General features: G+C 60.5%; 16 protein-coding genes. 10 read left to right on the forward strand and 6 right to left on the reverse strand.

Going from position 1 to position 20804, the window contains the following annotated elements; all coding sequences use genetic code 11:
* Positions 1-220: 220 nt before the first annotated feature.
* Both mqo and B3229_RS00385 read left to right on the forward strand, forming a co-directional pair.
* Positions 221-1837 carry a malate dehydrogenase (quinone) gene (gene mqo, locus B3229_RS00380; protein ID WP_286867658.1) on the forward strand — a complete coding sequence of 539 codons (1617 nt, stop codon included), beginning with the start codon at positions 221-223 and terminating at the stop codon, positions 1835-1837.
* Positions 1838-2040: 203 nt separating this feature from the next.
* The gene (locus B3229_RS00385) at positions 2041-4425 is read left to right on the forward strand and encodes a phosphoketolase family protein (protein WP_048783284.1); all 2385 of its coding nucleotides are present in this window, start codon (positions 2041-2043) and stop codon (positions 4423-4425) included.
* Here B3229_RS00385 and B3229_RS00390 read toward each other — a convergent pair.
* On the reverse strand, positions 4422-5003 hold the full coding sequence (locus tag B3229_RS00390; RefSeq protein ID WP_286867660.1) for a LysE family translocator: 582 nt from the start codon (positions 5001-5003) through the stop codon (positions 4422-4424). The two genes, B3229_RS00385 and B3229_RS00390, sit on opposite strands and share 4 nt — an antisense overlap.
* A 135-nt stretch (positions 5004-5138) precedes the next feature.
* On the opposite strand from B3229_RS00390, the gene B3229_RS00395 reads away from it, so the two are divergent.
* Positions 5139-6626, forward strand: a complete 1488-nt coding sequence (locus tag B3229_RS00395) for a PLP-dependent aminotransferase family protein (protein WP_286867662.1) — start codon at positions 5139-5141, stop codon at positions 6624-6626.
* Here the strand turns inward: B3229_RS00395 and B3229_RS00400 are convergent.
* Positions 6593-7216 carry a glutathione S-transferase family protein gene (locus tag B3229_RS00400; protein WP_033753474.1) on the reverse strand — a complete coding sequence of 208 codons (624 nt, stop codon included), beginning with the start codon at positions 7214-7216 and terminating at the stop codon, positions 6593-6595. The genes B3229_RS00395 and B3229_RS00400 overlap by 34 nt on opposite strands.
* A 98-nt stretch (positions 7217-7314) precedes the next feature.
* Here B3229_RS00400 and B3229_RS00405 point away from each other — a divergent pair, with 98 nt between their 5' ends.
* Positions 7315-8163, forward strand: coding sequence for a PhzF family phenazine biosynthesis protein (locus tag B3229_RS00405; RefSeq protein ID WP_286867664.1), 849 nt, complete (start codon positions 7315-7317; stop codon positions 8161-8163).
* A gap of 105 nt (positions 8164-8268) precedes the next feature.
* Here the strand turns inward: B3229_RS00405 and B3229_RS00410 are convergent, their stop codons facing one another.
* Positions 8269-9027, reverse strand: a complete 759-nt coding sequence (locus tag B3229_RS00410) for an SDR family NAD(P)-dependent oxidoreductase (protein ID WP_286867666.1) — start codon at positions 9025-9027, stop codon at positions 8269-8271.
* A 115-nt stretch (positions 9028-9142) separates the two neighbouring features.
* Here B3229_RS00410 and B3229_RS00415 point away from each other — a divergent pair, with 115 nt between their 5' ends.
* The 5 genes from B3229_RS00415 to B3229_RS00435 all read left to right on the forward strand — a co-directional run bounded on the left by B3229_RS00415 (position 9143) and on the right by B3229_RS00435 (position 14795).
* Positions 9143-10042 carry a LysR family transcriptional regulator gene (locus B3229_RS00415; protein ID WP_286867668.1) on the forward strand — a complete coding sequence of 300 codons (900 nt, stop codon included), beginning with the start codon at positions 9143-9145 and terminating at the stop codon, positions 10040-10042.
* Between the two features lie 45 nt (positions 10043-10087).
* Positions 10088-11104 (forward strand): inner membrane protein YhjD, encoded by a 1017-nt coding sequence (gene yhjD, locus B3229_RS00420; RefSeq protein ID WP_033753488.1) that lies wholly within the window; start codon positions 10088-10090, stop codon positions 11102-11104.
* A 275-nt stretch (positions 11105-11379) separates the two neighbouring features.
* A complete protein-coding gene (locus B3229_RS00425) occupies positions 11380-12714 on the forward strand; it encodes an MFS transporter (protein WP_048783293.1) in 1335 nt (444 codons plus the stop codon).
* An 80-nt stretch (positions 12715-12794) separates the two neighbouring features.
* Positions 12795-13715, forward strand: a complete 921-nt coding sequence (locus B3229_RS00430; protein WP_286867671.1) for a LysR family transcriptional regulator — start codon at positions 12795-12797, stop codon at positions 13713-13715.
* A gap of 81 nt (positions 13716-13796) precedes the next feature.
* Positions 13797-14795, forward strand: coding sequence for an aldo/keto reductase (locus B3229_RS00435; RefSeq protein WP_286867696.1), 999 nt, complete (start codon positions 13797-13799; stop codon positions 14793-14795).
* Positions 14796-14856: 61 nt separating this feature from the next.
* On the opposite strand, the gene ilvC is transcribed toward B3229_RS00435, so the two are convergent.
* Positions 14857-16332 carry a ketol-acid reductoisomerase gene (gene ilvC, locus B3229_RS00440; RefSeq protein WP_096072244.1) on the reverse strand — a complete coding sequence of 492 codons (1476 nt, stop codon included), beginning with the start codon at positions 16330-16332 and terminating at the stop codon, positions 14857-14859.
* Between the two features lie 162 nt (positions 16333-16494).
* Here ilvC and ilvY point away from each other — a divergent pair, with 162 nt between their 5' ends.
* Positions 16495-17376 carry an HTH-type transcriptional activator IlvY gene (gene ilvY, locus B3229_RS00445; protein WP_286867675.1) on the forward strand — a complete coding sequence of 294 codons (882 nt, stop codon included), beginning with the start codon at positions 16495-16497 and terminating at the stop codon, positions 17374-17376.
* Here ilvY and ilvA read toward each other — a convergent pair whose 3' ends face one another.
* Together ilvA and ilvD are read right to left on the reverse strand one after the other, a co-directional pair.
* Positions 17377-18924 (reverse strand): threonine ammonia-lyase, biosynthetic, encoded by a 1548-nt coding sequence (ilvA, locus tag B3229_RS00450; protein WP_048783300.1) that lies wholly within the window; start codon positions 18922-18924, stop codon positions 17377-17379.
* A 3-nt stretch (positions 18925-18927) separates the two neighbouring features.
* Positions 18928-20778 (reverse strand): dihydroxy-acid dehydratase, encoded by a 1851-nt coding sequence (gene ilvD, locus B3229_RS00455; RefSeq protein ID WP_048783303.1) that lies wholly within the window; start codon positions 20776-20778, stop codon positions 18928-18930.
* Positions 20779-20804 lie beyond the last annotated feature (26 nt).

Consider the following 20804-nt stretch of genomic DNA (forward strand, 5'->3'; position numbering starts at 1 on the left):
TGAATCATTTCTGCATTTAAAAAATAAACAAATGTTTAATTCAGAGGCGAGAATGTTATATTCAATAGACAAAGCATAACGTGCAGTTAACCTGCATCCCGCTTAAACGAACCTGTGTCTTAACCTTTGAGAAATAGCGCAACGCGCTCCCAAGAAGCGCGACTATTTCGCCTGCGAACCTGTTGAGCATCAGGTCAACAGAGAGAGGAGATGTCGCCTCATGAGCAAAACAGCTGTAAACCTTACGCTCGCACCGAGCGCCGTTGGCATGGAAAAACCGCAGATGTCCGAGCGTAAAGATGTTGATGTGCTGCTGATCGGCGCAGGCGTCATGAGCGCGACGCTGGGCGCCTGGCTACAGGATCTGGAGCCAGACTGGACCATTGAAATGGTCGAGCGTCTCGAGAGCGTGGCGGAAGAGTCCTCTAACGGCTGGAATAACGCCGGGACCGGCCATGCCGCGCTGGCGGAGCTGAACTATACGCCGTTAAAGGCGGATGGCAGCATCGACATCAGCAAAGCGCTAACCATTAACGAATCCTTCCAGGTTTCTCGTCAGTTCCTGGCCTATCAGGTTCAGAAGGGACGCCTGCATTCGCCCGAACGCTTTATCAACAGCACGCCGCACATGAGTTTTGTCTGGGGCGAAGAGAACGTGGCTTTCCTGCGCAAGCGCTATCAGGCGCTGCAGAAAAGCACGCTGTTCCGCGGCATGGCCTACTCCGAAGATCCGCAGCAGATTGCCGAGTGGATCCCGCTGGTGATGAAAGGACGCGATCGCCGTCAGAAAGTCGCGGCGACCTGGACGGAGATGGGCACAGACGTCAATTTTGGCGAAGTGACGCGTCAGCTGATCGCCTCGCTGGAGAAGCATCCCGGTTTCCGCCTGCGTCTGCGTCAGGAAGTGCGCGATCTGAAGCGCCTGAGCGACGGCCGCTGGCAGGTGACGCTGCATTCTCTGGCCACGGGCGAGAGCCGCGTGTTAACGGCGAAAAACGTCTTTATCGGCGCGGGCGGCGCGGCGCTGCCTCTGCTGCAGAAGAGCGGCATTCCGGAAGTCAGCGGCTACGCCGGTTTCCCGGTCGGCGGCTCCTTCCTGGTGACCGAGAACCCGGACGTGGTGCGCCAGCATATGGCGAAAGTCTACGGCAAAGCCTCTGTCGGCGCGCCGCCGATGTCGGTGCCGCACGTCGACACGCGCGTGCTGGACGGCAAAAGAGTGCTGCTGTTCGGCCCGTTCGCCACCTTCTCTACCAAGTTTCTGAAGCAGGGTTCGCTGCTCGATATGTTCGGTTCGATGAACGGCGGCAACCTGCTGCCGATGATGAACGTCGGACTGAAGAATTTCGATCTGGTGAAATATCTGGTCGATCAGGTGCTGCAGAGCGACGCCGATCGCATGGAAGCGCTGCGCACCTATGTGCCGGACGCGCATCCCGACGACTGGCGTCTGGTGACCGCCGGCCAGCGCGTGCAGATCATTAAAAAAGATGCCAAAGAGGGCGGCGTGCTGCGGCTCGGCACCGAAGTGGTCACCTCGGAAGATGGCTCGATTTCCGCCCTGCTCGGCGCCTCGCCCGGCGCCTCAACCGCCGCGCCGATTATGCTGGAGCTGATGGCGAAAGCCTGGCCGGAGCAGATGGCGTCGACGGAATGGCAGAACCGCATTCGCGCAGTGGTGCCCTCATGGGGCCGCAAGCTTAACGGCGACGTGACGCTGACGGAGAAAGTGCTGGCGGATACCAGCCGCGTGCTGAAACTCGCCTACGCGCCGCCGGTGACGCCGAACGCCGCAAACGACGAAGCGCGCGAAACGGCGTACGTTGTCGGCAAGTAATTCGGTTTTGCTGATAAAAGCCCCGCTTATGCGGGGCTTTTTTGTTTTTAGCCGCAGTGCCTGAGCGGAGGGTGTAAACCGCTCGCAAAGAGGCGAATACGGCATCCCTGCCAGCCCGCCGCCTGGTCGAGTCGCGGATTCTCTATTAGGGTTAAGGCAACGCTTTTTTTCCCGTCACCTTTCGCTAACCAGGAGAATGCCCGATGTCACAATCGACCGCTGCCAGTGAGTTACGCCTGCTGGACCGCTACTGGCGAGCCGCCAACTACCTTTCCGTCGGGCAGATTTACCTGATGGCGAACCCGCTGCTGCGCGAACCTCTTCAGCCGGAACATATCAAGCCTCGCCTGCTGGGACACTGGGGCACCACGCCCGGCCTCAACTTTATCTACGCGCATCTCAACCGCATTATCCGCCAGCGCGACCTGAATATGATCTATATCTGCGGCCCCGGCCACGGCGGACCCGGTATGGTGGCCAATACATGGCTGGAGGGCAGCTACAGCGAAATTTACCCGCACGTCAGCCAGGACGCTGAAGGCATGCAGCGCCTGTTCAAACAGTTCTCGTTTCCCGGCGGCATTCCGAGCCACGCCGCGCCGGAAACGCCAGGATCGATTAACGAAGGCGGCGAACTCGGCTATTCGCTGTCGCACGCTTTTGGCGCCGCCTTCGATAATCCGGATCTCATCGTGCCCTGCGTCATTGGCGACGGCGAGGCGGAAACCGGCCCGCTGGCGTCGAGCTGGCACGGCATTAAGTTTCTCAATCCCCAGCGCGACGGCGCCGTGTTGCCGATTCTGCATCTCAACGGCTACAAGATCGCAAACCCCACTATTTTGGGACGCGCCAGCGACGACGATCTGCAGCAGCTGTTCCGCGGTTACGGCTATGAGCCGCTGTTCGTTAGCGGGCACGAGCCAGAGAAGATGCATCAGCAGATGGCCGACACGATGGAACACGCCTTTGATCAAATCGCCGCTTACCAGCAGGCGGCGCGCGCGGGCGGCGAGCAGGAAGGCATTCCGCGCTGGCCGATGATTATTATGCGCAGCCCTAAAGGCTGGACCGGCCCGCAGGAGGTCGACGGCAAAAAGGTAGAGGATTTCTGGCGCGCTCATCAGGTGCCGGTAGCCGCCTGCCGCGAAGATGCGGGACATCGCCAGATTCTGGAGCAGTGGCTGCGCAGCTATCAGCCGGAAGAGCTGTTCGACGAACAGGGTCGACTGAAGCCGGAGCTGCGCGCGCTGGCGCCGCAGGGCGATAAACGCATGGGCGCGTCGCCCTACGCCAATGGCGGTCTGCTGCGCCGCGAGCTGAATACCCCTGATATCCGCGAATTCGCCTTTGACGTAAAAGAACCCGGCTCGCAGCTGGCGCAGGCCACCGAACAGTTCGGCCGCTATCTGGCGGAGATTTTCGCGCGCAACCAGCACAACTTCCGCCTGTTCGGCCCTGATGAAACCGCCTCGAACCGCCTGACGCCGGTATTCGACGTCACCAGCCGCACCTGGCTGGAGCCGGTGAAGCCCTACGACGAGCAGCTGGCGCGCGACGGCCGCGTGATGGAGATCCTCAGCGAGCATCAGTGTCAGGGCTGGCTCGAAGGCTATCTGCTGACCGGCCGTCACGGTCTGTTCAACTGCTACGAAGCCTTTATCCATATTGTCGATTCGATGTTCAACCAGCACGCCAAGTGGCTGAAGGTGACGCGCAAGCTCGGCTGGCGCAAGCCGGTCTCTTCCCTGAACTATCTGCTCTCTTCGCACGTCTGGCGCCAGGATCACAACGGCTACAGCCATCAGGATCCCGGCTTTATGGATCACGTCGCCAATAAAAAAGCGGATATCGTACGCATCTATCTGCCGCCGGACGCCAATACGCTGCTGTGGGTCGGCGATCACTGCCTGCGCACCTGGGACCGCATCAACGTCATAGTGGCGGGCAAGCAGCCTTCGGCGCAGTGGCTGGATATGGAGAGCGCCATCGCGCACTGCGAGGCGGGCATGGGCGAATGGCGCTGGGCGGGCACTACGCCGCAGGGCGAAGAGCCGGACGTGGTGATGGCGTGCGCCGGCGACGTGCCGACGCTGGAGACGCTGGCGGCGGTGGATCTGCTGCGCGGCTATCTGCCCGACCTGCGGATTCGCGTGGTGAACGTGGTCGATTTGATGGCGCTGCAAACGCAGGATCAACATCCGCACGGCAAAAGCGAAGAGGAGTTCGACGCGCTGTTCACGCTCGACAAGCCGGTGATCTTCGCCTTCCACGGCTATCCGGCGCTGGTGCATCGTCTCGCCTATCAGCGCAACAACCATCGTAATTTCCACGTTCGGGGCTTTAACGAAGAGGGCACCACCACCACGCCTTTCGATATGACGGTGCTGAACGAGCTGGACCGCTATCATCTGGCGCAGGAGGCGATCCTGCGCGTGCCTGGGCTGGCGGATCGCCATCCGGAGCTGCTGGACGATTTGCAGGAGCGCATCGCCGAGCACCATCGCTACGTGCGTGAATATGGCGAGGATGTGCCGGAAGTGCGCGGCTGGAAATGGCCGTCGGAAACCGGCGCCGGCGCGCCCGATTAGCGCAGGGCGTCCGCCAGCATCCATAACGTCGTGGCAACCAGCGACAGCGCCATAACGCCGTTGAAGAGACGACGCTTCCACGGCGTTTGCAGATGCAGGCCCAGCCGATCGCCCAGCGCCGCCCAGATTAAAATGCAGGGCAGGTTGACCAGCGCGAAGCCGAGCATCACCGGCAGCAGCCCGCTCTGCGCGCTCCACAGCAGCGCCACGTTGGTCGCCATCAGCCAGGCTTTGGGGTTCAGCGCCTGAAAGCTGATGGCGCCAGCGACGGTCATCGGCTGCGCCTTTTCCCGCTGGGTCGGCGCGCCCGCCCGCCAGAGTTTCCAGGACAGCCAGAGCAGATAGGCGCAGCCCGCCAGCGTCAGCGGCAGCCGAACGGTGCTCATCCAGCTTAGCAGCCACTCCAGCGCCAGCACCGCCAGCGCGGTTTGCAGCAGACAGCCCAGCAGTATGCCGGAGATCATCGGCAGCGTGCGGCGCAGGCCGAAATTGACGCCGGAGGTCGCCAGCAGCAAGTTATTGGGGCCAGGGGTGATAGACATCACGGTGACGTAGCTGAAAAAAGAGGGATCGAGCATGGCGGCGTTCTCGTTAAATAAACATAACGCTATGCTAAGGCGCGAAAAGCATTGGTAACAGAGACACAAAATCACTATTGTCATGGTTACAGTTTGCAATTTTAACTATTGTACCCATGACTCGCGGAGGCTTTTGTGTCCCTTTCTCCTTCAGCCGATCAGCCGCTCTATTACCAGCTTGCCGATAGCTTTGCCGAGGCGATTCATCAGGGCACGCTGAAGCCTGGTAAGCGCCTGCCTGCTATTCGCCGTGTGGCGCAAACCCATCAGGTCAGCATCAATACCGTGCTCAATGCCTGGCAACTGCTGGAGGATCGCGGCCTTATCGAGGCGCGTCCGCAGTCAGGCTACTATGTGCGCAGCGTGCTGCCCGCTCTGACGCAGCCTGTTCCGCATCGCGCACGCATCAAAGACCCGAGCAGCGAAAAGCTCGATCTCATCGATCAGGTGTTCGCGGCGCAGAACCATCCCGATTACGTCAATATTTCGCTGGCCTGCCCGCAGGACGGCGAGCTTTATCCGTCGGCGCGCCTGGCGCGCATTACCGCCTCGCTGCTGCGACGCAATCCCGATTTAATCGGCCGCTATGCGCTACCGCCTGGTAGTGAGCGCTTACGGGAGGAGATTGCGCGCCGCGCGCTGCATGCGGGCATGTCGCTGACCAGTGACGCGATTACCCTGACCCACGGCTGTATGGAGGCGCTGCAGCTGGCGCTGCGCGCGGTGACGCAGCCAGGAGACTGCGTCGGGCTGGAGTCGCCGACCTACTTTTTCCTCTTTCCGCTGCTGGCGTCGCTGGGACTGAAGGCGCTGGAGATTCCCACCGATCCGCAGCACGGCCTTTCGCTCGACGCGCTGGAGATGCTGCTGCAGGAGAAGCGCATCCAGGCGCTGATCGCCATGCCGAGCGCGCAGAATCCGCTGGGCTGCTGCATGTCGCGCCAGAACAAGCAGCGCCTGGCAAAGTTAGTAAATACTTATAATGTTCCGCTGCTGGAAGACGGTCTCTATGACGAGCTGCAGTTCGACTGGCCGCTCTCGCCCACCGTTAAGTCGTTCGATTCAGAAGGCTGGGTGATTTACTGCACCAGCTTTACCAAGACGGTAGCGCCGGACTTTCGCATCGGCTGGATCGCCGCCGGCCGCTTCCATGAGGCGATTGCGCGCCTGAAGGCGGTCTCCTCTATGGCGGAATCCCGGCTGCTGTCGGAGACGCTGGCGGAATTCCTCGCCAACGGCGGCTACGATCACCACCTGCGCACGCTGCGCCGCCGCTACGCCGCCAATATGGATGAGGCGCGCGGCCTGATCGCCCGCTATTTTCCGCAGGGGACGCGCGCCACGCTGCCGCGCGGCGGGTTTGTTTTTTGGGTCGAACTGCCGGAACAGGTAGATACGGTGGCGATGTTCCATCGGCTGCTGGAAGAGCAGATCTGCGTGACGCCGGGCGCGCTCTATTCGCTGAGCGAACGCTACAATCACGCGCTGCGTCTCTCCTGCTGCTATCCCTTCGACGAGCGTTATAGCTGGGCGCTGAAGCGCACCGGCGCGATCGCCTGCGAGCTGGCGGGTCTGGCGCCTGGGCTCGATCAAGGTTTGCCGTTGCGGCCCCAGACCGTGTAGGGATGACGCTCGGTCAGGCGTTCGTAGTAGTTACGCACCGCAGGCAGGCTGGGATGATCCAGCGGAGTTTCATACCAGCGGTTAACCGCCAGCCCGACGCCGATATCCGCCAGGGTGAAGTTGCGGCCCGCGACATAGCGTCCGGTTTTCTCCAGCTGCTGGTTAAGGATGCCCATGGTGTGCGCCCAGCCTTTGCAGGCCGCCGCCAGCAGACGCGGATCCTGATGCGCCGGCGAGTTGCGCACCAGCGACATAAAAGCGTAGCGCCAGGAGGTGTTGAGTTCGGTGGACTGCCAGTCCATCCACTGATCGACCGGCGCGCGGGCGCGCGGGTTTTGCGGATAGAGCCAGTCGCCTTCGTAGGCGTTGGCCAGATAGCGCAGGATGGCGTTCGACTCCCACAGCACGAAGTCGTCGTCGATTAATACCGGGATTAAGGCGTTAGGGTTAAGGGCGAGGAATTCCGGCTTCCGCAGCGAATCTGGCTCGGCGCCCCACTCTTCGCGTTCGAAGTCGAGATCCAGTTCGTCGCAGAGCCAGAGCACTTTACGCACGTTGATTGACGAGTCGCGCCCAAGAATTTTCAGCATAACGATCTCCTGCAGGAATTGTTAACATATTGATAACCCTGTCAGGCCATAAACGCAAATGTCGGGCGTGGAAATGCCCTGTTGAGAAAGGAGTAATCATGAACGTCGCGTTTAAGCAAGTAGATGTCTTTACCTCGTCCGCGTTTAACGGCAATCCGCTGGCGGTGATTATGGATGCGCAGGGCCTGAGCGACGAGCAGCTCCAGACCATCGCCCGCTGGACGAATTTATCTGAAACCACTTTCGTGCTTCCGCCGCAGCATCCCGAAGCTGACTATCGCGTGCGCATCTTTACCGTCGAAGGCGAGCTGCCGTTTGCCGGGCATCCAACGCTGGGCACGGCGCATGCGCTGCTGGAAGCGGGCTGGCCGACGAAAAATCCCGGCAGGATGGTGCAGGAGTGCGGCGTCGGCAACGTGACGGTCAGCATCGACGCCGAGTGTTCGCTGGCGTTTGCCGCGCCAGAGGCGACCATCACGCCCTTCACCGACGCGCTGATGGGCAATGCGCTCGGCTGCGAGCTGTTCGACACCACGCATACCCCCGCCGTGGTCGATATGGGTATCCGCTGGCTGCTGATCCCGATGATAAGCGCCGAAGCGGTGCTGGCGATTCAGCCCGCCGTCAGCGATCTGCAGCGCCTGCTCGCCCACGCGGGCGCTACCGGCGTGATGCCGTTCGGCCCGCTGCCGCACGGCGAGAGCGAGCAGTATGAAGTGCGCGGCCTGCTGGTGGAGAACGGCAGCCTGACGGAAGATCCCATTACCGGCAGCGCCAACGCCTGCCTGGCGCGCTATTTTGCCGCGCAGGGCCAGATGCGGGATTACCGCACCCGTCAGGGCACGGCGATCCAGCGTCAGGGGCGCGTGTCGGTGCGCTACGAAGGCGACCAGATCTGGATCGGCGGCAAAACCGTCACGGTGATTGACGGCACCATCAGGCTGTAGTCATAACGCTGCCGGGCAAGTGACATGAACCGATAGCAACGTCCCGAGCATCTCTGCTCGCCCGGCGCAGAGACGCATTTCATTCCTGAAGTGCGTCTCTGCGGTTTATAACGCCTGGCCGCCTGACACCTCGATACGCTGTGCCGTGATCCAGCCGGTTTCCTCGCTGAGGATAGCGCAGATGGCGTCGCCGATATCGTCCGGCTGCCCGACGCGCCCCAGCGCGGTAAGCGCCGCGATGGTGTCGTTGATCTCTTTGTTGTCACGCACGCGCCCGCCGCCGAAGTCGGTCTCGATAGCGCCTGGCGCCAGGATATTGACGCGAATGCGGCGTTCTCCCAGCTCTTTCGCCTGATAGCGCGTCAGCACCTCCATCGCGCCTTTGACAGAGGCGTAAGTCGCGGAGCCTGGATAGGTCATGCGCGTCAGGCCGCTGGAGATATTTAAAATGCGGCCGCCATCGTTGATCAGCGGCAGCAGTTTCTGCGTCAGGAAATAGGGGCCTTTGAAGTGAACGTTAACCAGCGCGTCGAACTCCTCCTCTGTGGTCTCGCTAAATGGCTTATAGTGACCATGTCCGGCGTTGTTGATTAAATAATCAAAGCGCTCGCGCTGCCATACTGTTTCCAGCGTCTGTTTGACCTGCGCGACAAAGCCGCTGAACTGGCTGCTGTCACCAACATCCAGCCGCAGCGCGGCTGCGCGGCCGCCCAGCGCCTCAATTGCTTTTACCACCGCCTGCGCCTCTTCGTCATGGCTGCGGTAAGTAAAAAGGATATCAACGCCCTTTGCGGCCAGTTTTAGCGCAGCATTTTTGCCTAAACCGCGGTTGGCGCCCGTAATCAGTGCAATTTTATTACTCATGTTTCGATCCTGTTGCAAAATTGAACACCAAATCAGGATATTCCCCAATAATTGATCTATAAATGCCCGGGAATACGCAGCACTGTTTCACTTACAACAACAATCGGTGAACAACATGGACAAAATTCACGCAATGGAGGTTTTTGTGCGGGTGGCGGAAATGGGCAGTTTTACCCGCGCGGCGGAGAGCTTAGGCCTCCCCAAAGGCAGCGTGTCGCGCCAGCTACAGGCGCTGGAAAATCAGATGGGAACGCGGCTGCTGCATCGCACCACGCGCCGCGTGCAGCTTACCCAGGATGGGCTGGTCTACTACGATCGCTGCCTGGATTTGCTGTCGATGATCGACGATATGGACAGTCTGTTTCAGCACGATCCCGCCACGCTGAGCGGCAAACTGCGCGTCGATATGTCGGTGGCGATGGCGACCGGCTTTATCCTGCCGCGTCTGCCGGAGTTTTTGCAGCACTACCCAGGCGTTGAAATCGAACTCAGCAGCAGCGACCGCATGGTAGACGTGATCCGTGAAGGCTTCGACTGCGTTATCCGCGTCGGCGAGCTAAAGGATTCTGGCCTGATTGCGCGAAAAATCGGCACCTATACCTTGATCAACTGTGCCAGCCCCGGCTACCTTTCCCGCTTCGGCATGCCGACGCGGCTGGAGGAGCTGTCGTCGCACGCCATGGTGCACTACACGCAGCAGCTCGGTCAGCCTTCGCCTGGCTTTGAGTATTTTGACGGCAAGCAGTGCCACTACGTGCAGACCGGCGGCGTTGTGACGGTCAACAGCACGGAAACCTATCGCGCCGCCTGCCTGGCGGGACTGGGCATTATTCAGGTGCCGGCGATGGGCATCTATCCGCTGCTGGAGTCTGGACAGCTGGTGGAGGTGCTGCACGCCTTCCCGGCGAAGCCAATGCCGATCTCACTGCTCTACCCTCATCGGCGCAATGTGGCGCGGCGCGTGCGCGTGTTTATGGAGTGGCTGAGTCAGGTGTTACAGGAGTATGTCACCTGAGCGGCTATAATTGCCTTTTCAAGTAAAGCAGGATGATAACTGTCTATGACGGACAAACAGGAAAACCCGACCAGTTCCGAGCAACCTAAACCGCTGATCGATATTCAGACCGGCAATAAAACCGTTGATGGCTCAATTCGTCGCGTATCGCGCTTTGCCGCCTGGTTTCAGGCGATTCCGGCGGTGGCGCACTTTATTCGCGCGCTGGAGCGCTTTAACGATCGTCTGGGCAGCCAGTTCGGCGCGGCCATTACCTACTTCTCGTTTTTGTCGCTGATTCCGATCCTGATGGTCTCTTTCGCCGCCGTGGGGTTCGTGCTGGCATCGAACCAGGATCTGCTGTCGGAGCTGATCAATAAGATCGTTAACAGCATCAGCGATCCTACGCTCGCCACCACGCTGAAAAATACGGTGAACACCGCTATTCAGCAGCGCGCCACGGTGGGCATCACCGGTTTGCTGCTGGCGCTCTACTCCGGCATCAACTGGATGGGCAACCTGCGCGAAGCGGTACGCGCTCAGTCGCGCGACGTCTGGGAGCGCAAGCCGGACGATCAGGAGAAGTTCTGGAAAAAGTATCTGCGCGATCTGATTTCGCTGATCGGCCTGATGCTGGCGCTGGTGATCACCCTGTCGCTGACCTCTATCGCCGGCGCGGCGCAGGCAGCGATCGTTAACGCGCTGGGGCTGGCGGATATCGAGTGGCTGCGCCCGGCGATGACCGCCATAGCGCTGGCGATTTCGATTATGGCCAACTATCTGCTGTTCCTGTGGATTTTCTGGATCCTGCCGCGCCATAAGCCCCGCAAGAAAGCGCTGTTTCGCGGCACGCTGCTGGCGGCTATCGGCTTTGAGATCATTAAATTCGTGATGACGCTGACGCTGCCGAAGCTCGCTTCTTCGCCTTCCGGCGCAGCCTTCGGCTCTGTGCTCGGGCTGATGGCGTTCTTCTACTTCTTCGCTCGTTTGACGCTCTTCTGCGCCGCCTGGATCGCCACCGCGAAGTATAAGGACGATCCGCAGATGCCAGATTCGCGCCGCGCCTCACGTCACCAGGTGTAAAAAAACGTTAACGGCAGCGAAAAATTTTTCCCTTCGGCTATGTTTTAATCATCCAGCAGGATGAATAGCTGAAGGGTCACTTTTATTTCCCCCTTTTATAGAGATTCCCGCTGCAAAAGACGGGCTTCTCCCTGCCTTAATCCACGCATTCCATCGCGACACAAATTATTCACTTTTTCGCCGAAAAAGCCCGGTCTGACGCGGTTTATCAGCGTTGAATGCGGCATGCCAGGTGCGTAATATTCCTGGTCTCTATTTACAATTAAGAAACAGTTATGCAAGCCTCCATCACAGAACCCCTGAAAAAGTCACAAGACGAAACGCCGGTGAATTCGCGCGGCAAGGTCGTGGTGGCCTCGCTGGTCGGCACCGCCATCGAATTCTTCGATTTCTATATCTACGCCACGGCGGCGGTGATTGTCTTTCCTCATATTTTCTTCCCGCAGGGCGACAATACCGTGGCGACGCTGCAGTCGCTGGCGACCTTCGCTATCGCCTTCGTGGCGCGCCCGATCGGCTCCGCCCTTTTCGGCCACTTCGGCGACCGTGTGGGCCGTAAGGCGACGCTGGTGGCCTCGCTGCTGACGATGGGCGTCTCTACCGTGATTATCGGCCTGCTGCCGGGCTATCAGTCGATTGGCGTCGCGGCGCCGCTGCTGCTGGCGCTGGCGCGTTTTGGCCAGGGGCTCGGCCTTGGCGGCGAATGGGGCGGCGCGGCGCTGCTGGCGACGGAAAACGCGCCGGCGAAAAAGCGCGCGCTCTACGGCTCATTTCCGCAGCTCGGCGCGCCGATCGGCTTCTTCTTCGCCAACGGCACCTTTCTCCTGCTCTCCTGGCTGCTGACCGACGAGCAGTTTATGCAGTGGGGCTGGCGCGTGCCCTTTATTCTCTCGGCGGTGCTGGTGATTATCGGCCTTTATGTGCGCGTGTCGCTGCACGAAAGCCCGGTGTTCGCGAAGGTACAGAAAGAGAAGAAGCAGGTGCGGGTGCCGATCGCTGCGCTGCTGAGCAAGCATCTCACCGCGACGATTCTCGGCACCTTTATCATGCTGGCGACCTATACGCTGTTCTACATTATGACGGTCTACTCGATGAGCTACGGCACCGCGCCGGCGCCTGCGGGTCTCGGCTTCTCGCGCAATAGCTTCCTGTGGATGCTGATGATGGCGGTTATCGGTTTCGGCGTGATGGTGCCGATCGCCGGTCTGCTGGCGGATCGCTTTGGTCGCCGTAAGACCATGATCACTATTACGCTGATGATTATCGCCTTCGCCTTCCTGTTCCCGGCGATGCTGGGTTCCGGTTCGCAGGCGCTGGTGATGGCCTTCCTGCTGCTCGGCCTGAGCGTCATGGGGCTGACCTTCGGTCCGATGGGCGCGCTGCTGCCGGAGCTCTTCCCAACCGAAGTGCGCTATACCGGCGCCTCTTTCTCCTACAACCTGTCGTCGATTCTCGGCGCCTCGGTTGCGCCCTATATCGCCACCTGGCTGAACGCCCACTACGGTTTGCAGGCGGTAGGCTACTATCTGGCATCTATGGCGGTACTGACGCTGATTGCGCTCATCGCCTGTAAAGAGACGCGTCATCAGACGTTATACGAAGCGGTGTAAGCGAAATCAGGAAACCCGGCTAAGGCCGGGTTTTTTGTCATGGTATAGTTCCTGCTGTTTCGGTATGCAGGAAAAGAACCATGGCGACGGCAGCGCATCTGATTAGCAGTAACCTTCCCAGCGTTAAACAACTTCAGTGCTTTCTCGCCGTCGCGTACGCGCTCAATTTCCGCCAGGCCGCCGAGCGCCTCAACATGACTCAGCCTCCCTTGACCCGTCATATCCAGAGCCTGGAAGCGCTGCTCCACCAGCAGCTCTTTAGCCGCAGCACGCACGCGGTGAGCCTGACCGAGGACGGGCGCTCGCTGGTCGCCAGAGCGGAGAAAATTCTTGCCGATCTTGACGCCCTGAGCGCCGATGCTCTTTCCCGCCCGCATCCTCTGCGCATCGGGCTCACCCGCACGCTGGACTTTACGCGCATAGCGCCTGTCGCCGCGCGGCTGGCGCAGCTGGATGCCGGCGACGAGATCGACTCGCCCGATCTGACCTCCGCCCGACTGCTGCAGTGTCTGGCGCAAAACAGGCTCGATCTGGTGCTGACCGGAGAGAAAGGCGCCGGCGAGCAAGAGAACGTTCGCTATCGCTGGATCTGCCGCGAGCCGTTGCTTATCGCGCTGCCGACTACGCATCCCGCTAGCCGGCAGCAGCAGGTCTCGCTCGACGCGGTCAGCGACCTGCCGCTGTTCTGGTTCGCCAGGCGCGCCAATCCCGCCTTCTTTGATAAGTGCGAACAGGTTTTCGCAAAGCTGAAGACGCCGCTGAAAAAAGTCAACGAGCCTGACGACTCGCTGACGATGCTGGCGCATATCGCCCGCGGCAAAGGATTCGCTCTGCTGCCGCAGTCAAAGTGCGTCTTTAATCAGGAAGGATTGTGCTACCGGCCGCTGCGCGAGGACCAGGCGCAGCAGCTGCATATCGACGTTTACGCCGCCACGCGTCATGACGATGCGCGTCCAGCGCTCATGCAGGCGCTGGAGAAGCTAAGCAACGGCGCGCCTTAATACCTTTTAAGCATCACAAAAACGGCAATTCCCTGCTGTTCCACCCGGTGAAAGAATCAGACCAGGACAACAGGAGGCATGATGAAAACCCGTTACTTAGCAAAAAACTTCGAGGTCAGCGCCATCGGCTACGGCGCGATGGGCCTCAGCGAGTTCTACGGCGCGGCGGATGATGCGCAGTCGCTGCGTGTTTTACACAAACTTATCGAGCTGGACCAGACTTTTATCGATACGGCGGATCAGTACGGCCGCGGCCACAATGAAACGCTTATCGGGCAGTTCCTGGCCGGGCTGGATAGCGCCACGCGCGGCAAAATGAAAATCGCGACCAAATGCGGCATCGAGCGCGCGGCCGACGAAGCTTACAGCCGCACCATCAACAATCAGCCGGACTATATTACTCGCTGCTGCCACGACTCCCTTAAGCGGCTCGGCGTCGAACGCATCGATCTTTTCTACCTCCATCGCGTCAGCCAGGCAACGCCGATTGAAGAGAGCATGGCGTGCCTGAGCCGCCTGGTGAAAGAGGGAAAGATAAACCATATCGGGCTGTGCGAAGTCTCTGCCGCGACCCTGCGCCGCGCGCACGCCGTTCATCCTGTCGCCGCCCTGCAGACGGAATATTCGCTGTGGACGCGCGACGTCGAGGAGGCGATCCTGCCGACGGCTAAGGCGCTGGATATTGGGCTTGTCGCCTACTCGCCGCTGGGCCGCGGTTTTCTGACCGGCAAATATCTCCGCAACAGCGACTTCGCCGAAGGCGACTTCCGCAAAAACAACGGGCGCTTTCAGCAGGAAAACCTCGATCACAACGCCGCGCTGCTGAACGCGGTAAGGCCGCTGGCGGAGAAGTACCGCTGCACGCCAGGCCAGATAGCGCTCGCCTGGCTGCTGGCGCAGTACGCTAAGCTGGTGCCGATCCCCGGTACGAAACAGATCGGCTACCTGGTGGAAAATGCGCAGGCGGCGCAGGTGATGCTGGAGGCGGAAGACGTGGCGCTGCTGAACGGCCTTCACCAGCGCGTTCAGGTGCAGGGCGCGCGCTACACGGAAGAAGGCATGAAGGGCGTAAATGCCTGAAATGAAAAACCCCGGCAAGCCGGGGTTTTTTTAGTGCTGAAAAAGGTGGCGCCTGGCTGAGTTAGCTGGCGACGGCGATACGCTTCATATCGGTCATATAGCCGCGCAGTTTACGGCCAACCGCTTCGATCGGATGCTGACGAATCGCTTCGTTGACGTCGCGCAGCTGCGCGTTATCAACCTGCGTGCCTTCAATCGCTTTACCCAGGTCGCCCGGCTGCAGCGTGGTCATAAACTCTTTCAGCAGCGGCACCGCGGCGAAGGAGAAAAGATAGTTGCCGTACTCTGCGGTGTCGGAGATAACCACGTTCATTTCATACAGACGCTTACGCGCGATGGTATTGGCGATCAGCGGCAGCTCGTGCAGCGATTCATAGTAGGCGGACTCTTCGATAATACCCGCGTCAACCATGGTTTCGAACGCCAGCTCAACGCCCGCTTTTACCATCGCCACCATCAGAACGCCTTTATCGTAATACTCCTGCTCTTCGATTTTGCCGTCGAACTGCGGCGCGGTTTCAAACGCGGTTTTGCCGGTCTCTTCGCGCCAGGTCAGCAGGTTTTTATCGTCGTTGGCCCAGTCAGCCATCATGCCGGATGAGAACTCGCCGGAGATGATGTCATCCATATGCTTCTGGAACAGCGGCGCCATAATCTCTTTCAGCTGCTCTGACAGCGCGTATGCGCGCAGTTTCGCCGGGTTAGAGAGGCGATCCATCATCAGGGTGATGCCGCCGAACTTCAGGGATTCGGTGATGGTTTCCCAGCCGAACTGGATCAGTTTTTCGGTGTAGGCCGCGTCATGACCTTCCGCCACCAGCTTGTCGAAGCAGAGCAGCGAACCGGCCTGCAGCATGCCGCACAGAATAGTCTGCTCGCCCATCAGGTCGGACTTCACTTCCGCGACGAAAGAGGATTCCAGCACGCCTGCGCGGTCGCCGCCGGTAGCCGCGGCCCAGGCTTTGGCAATCGCCATGCCTTCGCCTTTCGGATCGTTTTCCGGATGCACCGCGATCAGCGTTGGCACGCCGAAACCGCGCTTGTACTCTTCACGCACTTCAGTGCCCGGACATTTCGGCGCCACCATCACCACGGTGATGTCTTTACGGATGGTTTCACCCACTTCAACAATATTGAAGCCGTGCGAGTAGCCCAGCGCCGCGCCGTCTTTCATCAGCGGCTGTACCGCCTGCACAACCGCAGAGTGCTGTTTGTCCGGCGTCAGGTTAACCACCAGATCGGCCTGCGGGATCAGCTCTTCATAGGTGCCGACTTTGAAGCCGTTTTCGGTGGCCTTGCGCCAGGAGGCGCGCTTCTCGGCGATCGCTTCGGCGCGCAGCGCATAGGAGACGTCCAGACCGGAATCGCGCATGTTCAGGCCCTGGTTAAGGCCCTGTGCGCCACAGCCCACGATGACCACTTTTTTCCCTTTCAGGAAGCTGGCGCCGTCGGCGAATTCATCGCGCGCCATAAAGCGACATTTGCCTAACTGCGCTAACTGGTTGCGCAGATTCAGTGTGTTGAAGTAGTTAGCCATGGGGCACTCCGGTCAGATGTTGTGTTTGTTTTTGTCCTGTAACGGCGTGAACAGCAGCGCCGCGAATGACCCCATCATATGACAGGAAATCCGTTGCTTAAATTGATATATTAGCAAGGTTACATTGCAATATTTGCAACGCTACTTTAGAGGTTAAGGCGTATGGATTTACGAGATCTGAAGCTGTTTCTTCATCTGGCTGAAAGCTGCCACTTCGGCCGCACCGCGCGCGCCATGCACGTCAGCCCCTCAACGCTCTCGCGCCAGATCCAGCGCCTCGAAGAGGATGTGGGGCACGCGCTGTTTCTGCGCGATAACCGCACCGTTGCCCTGACGGAGGCGGGCGAACGCCTGCGCCAGTTCGCGCAGCAAACGCTGCTGCAGTATCAGCAGCTGCGCCACGTGATGGATCTCAACGGTCCGTCGCTGAGCGGCGAGCTACGCCTGTTCTGCTCGGTGACCGCCGCCTACAGCCATCTGCCGCCGATTCTGGATCGCTTCCGCGCCGAGCATCCGCAGGTAGAGATCAAGCTGACCACCGGCGACGCCGCCGACGCCATTGAGATGGTGCAGTCCGGCGAGGCGGATCTGGCCATCGCCGGGCGGCCCGAGTCGCTGCCCGCCAGCATCGACTTTACGCCGCTGGGCCTCATTCCGCTGGTGCTGATCGCCCCGGCGCTGCCCTGTCCGGTGCGCAGCCAGGCGACGCAACCGTCGCCCGACTGGGCGCAGATTCCGTTTATCCTGCCCGATCAGGGCCCGGCGCGGCGCGGCATCGATCTCTGGTTTCGGCGTCGTCGCATCCCGAATCCGCAAATTTACGCCACGGTTTCCGGCCATGAGGCGATTGTGTCGATGGTGGCGCTCGGCTGCGGCATCGCGCTTTTGCCGGACGTGGTGCTGGAGAACAGCCCGGAGCCGGTGCGCAATCGCGTGCTGACGCTGGAGGACGTGGAGTCGGTGGCGCCGCTGGAGCTGGGCGTCTGCGTACAAAAAAAGCGGCTCGGGGAGCCGCTGATTCATGCCTTCTGGCACCTGCTGTAGCTACTGTCCGGCGAGGAAGAACCGGAACGCCGGGTTGTTGGCCTCGTCGTGGCAGTCGTAGCCTAGCTCGTTGAGGTAGGTTTCAAAATGCGGTTCGTTGTCGCTGATCTCAAACGCCGCCAGCACGCGGCCGTAATCGGTGCCGTGGCTGCGGTAGTGGAACAGCGAAATATTCCAGTGGGTGCCGAGCGTTTGCAGAAATTTCAGCAGCGCGCCTGGCGCCTCGGGGAATTCGAAGCTGAACAGGCGCTCGCGCAGCGGCTTCGACGGACGTCCGCCCACCATATAGCGCACGTGCAGCTTCGCCATCTCGTCGTCGGAGAGATCCACCACCTGATAGCCGCCCTGAGTAAGCTGGCTGATAATCTCGCCGCGCTCCTCTAGCCCGCGCGTCAGGCGCACGCCGACAAAAATGCAGGCGTTGTCGGCATCGGCGTAGCGATAGTTGAATTCAGTCACTGCACGTCCGCCCAGCGTCTGGCAGAACTTCAGGAAGCTGCCCTGCTGTTCCGGAATGGTCACCGCCAGCAGCGCTTCACGCTGCTCGCCCAGTTCGCAGCGCTCGGAGACGTAGCGCAGGCCGTGGAAGTTGACGTTGGCGCCTGAAAGAATATGCGCCAGCCGCTCGCCTTTGATGTCGTGCTGCTGGATATATTTCTTCATGCCCGCCAGCGCCAGCGCGCCTGACGGCTCCGCTATCGCGCGCACGTCTTCAAACAGATCTTTCATCGCCGCGCAGATGGCGTCGCTGTCGACGGTGATGATGTCGTCGAGATACTCCTGACACAGGCGAAAGGTTTCGCTGCCGATGCGCTTTACCGCCACGCCTTCGGCAAACAGCCCGACGCGCGGCAGATCCACCGGCTCGCCCGCCTCGAGCGCCGCCTTCAGGCAGGCGGAGTCTTCCGACTCCACCGCGATCACTTTGATTTGCGGCATCAGCTGTTTGATCAGCACCGCCACGCCCGCCGCCAGACCGCCGCCGCCGACCGGCACGAAGACGCGATCGAGATGCGCGTCCTGCTGCAGCAGCTCCATCGCCAGCGTGCCCTGACCGGCGATCACCGCCGGATGATCAAACGGCGGCACGAAGGTGTAGCCCTGCTGTTCCGCCAGCTCAATCGCTTTGGCTTTCGCCTCGTCGAAGTTAGCGCCGTAGAGATAAGCCTCACCGCCAAATGCGCGCACCGCATCTACCTTGATGTCCGCCGTGGTCACCGGCATCACAATCAGCGATTTGATGCCGAGCCGGCTGGCGGAGAGCGCCACGCCCTGCGCGTGGTTGCCGGCCGACGCCGTTACCACGCCGCGCGCTTTCTGCTCTTCGTTTAGACCGGCGATCATCGCGTAGGCGCCGCGCAGCTTGAAGCTGTGCACCGGCTGCCGATCCTCGCGCTTCACCAGAATGGTGTTGCCGAGACGCGATGAAATTTTTTCCATTTTTTGCAGCGGCGTCACCTGTGCGACTTCATAAACAGGCGAGCGCAGCACGGCGCGCAGATATTCTGCGCCGCAGGGCGACGCAGGTAGCGGTTGAGCCTCAGCCATCGGTTAGCCTCCCAGCTTGCTCTTGTCGCGCACCGCGCCTTTGTCGGCGCTAGTGGCGAGCGATGCGTAGGCGCGCAGCGCGAAAGAGACCTGACGCACGCGGTCGTGCGGCGTGTAGGCCGCGTCGCCGCGCGCCTCTTCTTCTTCGCGACGCGCATGCAGTTCGTTGTCGGGCACCGCCAGTTTGATGCCGCGGTTCGGGATATCGATCTCGATGATGTCGCCATCTTTAACCAGCGCGATGGTGCCGCCGCTGGCCGCTTCCGGCGAGGCGTGGCCGATCGACAGACCGGAGGTGCCGCCGGAGAAGCGGCCGTCGGTGATCAGCGCGCAGCTTTTGCCGAGGCCCATCGATTTCAGATAGGTGGTCGGATAGAGCATCTCCTGCATGCCCGGTCCGCCTTTCGGCCCTTCGTAGCGGATAACGACCACGTCGCCCGCCACCACTTTGCCGCCGAGAATCGCCTCGACCGCGTCATCCTGGCTTTCGTAGACTTTCGCCGGGCCTTTAAAGGTCAGGATCTCTTTGTCTACGCCGGCCGTTTTAACGATACAGCCATCTTCGGCGAGGTTGCCGTAGAGCACCGCCAGACCGCCATCCTGCGAATAGGCGTGCTCACGGGTGCGAATACACCCCTCGGCGCGGTCGTCGTCCAGCGTGTCCCAGCGGCAATCCTGCGAAAAGGCCTGGGTGGTGCGGATGCCCGCCGGACCGGCGCGGAACATATCCTTCACCGCCTGGTCTTTGGTCAGCATGATGTCGTACTGATCCAGCGTCTCACGCATCGTCTGCTGCAGGATGTTACGGGCGCTGGTATCGATCAGTCCGGCGCGGTCCAGCTCGCCGAGAATGCCGATGACGCCGCCTGCGCGGTGCACATCTTCCATATGGTATTTCGGGGTGCTCGGCGCCACTTTACAGAGCTGAGGCACCTTGCGCGACAGGCGGTCGATATCAGAAATATTGAAGTCGATTTCGCCCTCTTGCGCGGCGGCCAACAGGTGCAGCACGGTGTTGGTCGAACCGCCCATGGCGATATCCAGCGTCATGGCGTTTTCAAACGCCGCTTTGGTGGCGATGTTACGCGGCAGCATGTTCTCGTCATCCTGCTCGTAATAGCGTTTGGTCAGGCTCACGATGCGCTTGCCCGCGTTGATAAACAGTTCTTTGCGGTCGGCGTGGGTCGCCAGCAGCGAGCCGTTGCCCGGCTGCGACAGGCCCAGCGCTTCGGTCAGGCAGTTCATCGAGTTGGCGGTGAACATGCCGGAACAGGAGCCGCAGGTCGGACAGGCGGAGCGTTCGATCTGCTCGCTGTCGGCATCGCTCACGTTCGGGTTGGCGCCCTGAATCATCGCGTCGACCAGGTCAAGCTTGATGATCTTATCGGAGAGCTTGGTTTTCCCCGCTTCCATCGGACCGCCGGAAACGAAGATCACCGGAATATTGAGGCGCAGCGACGCCATCAGCATTCCCGGCGTGATTTTGTCGCAGTTGGAGATACAGACCATGGCATCGGCGCAGTGCGCGTTGACCATATATTCCACCGAGTCGGCGATCAGCTCGCGCGACGGCAGCGAATAGAGCATGCCGCCATGGCCCATGGCGATACCGTCATCCACCGCAATGGTGTTGAACTCTTTCGCCACGCCGCCCGCCGCTTCGATCTGCTCGGCGACCAGTTTGCCGAGATCGCGCAGGTGAACGTGGCCCGGCACAAATTGGGTGAATGAGTTGACCACGGCGATAATCGGTTTGCCGAAATCGGCGTCGGTCATTCCTGTGGCGCGCCACAGGGCACGGGCACCCGCCATGTTGCGGCCATGCGTGGTGGTGGCGGAACGGTACTTAGGCATGCTCTGTTTACTCCAGTCTGTAAATG

It is taken from the genome of Pantoea sp. UBA5035, assembly GCF_002415245.1.
In the GTDB taxonomy this organism is placed as follows: domain Bacteria; phylum Pseudomonadota; class Gammaproteobacteria; order Enterobacterales; family Enterobacteriaceae; genus Pantoea; species Pantoea septica.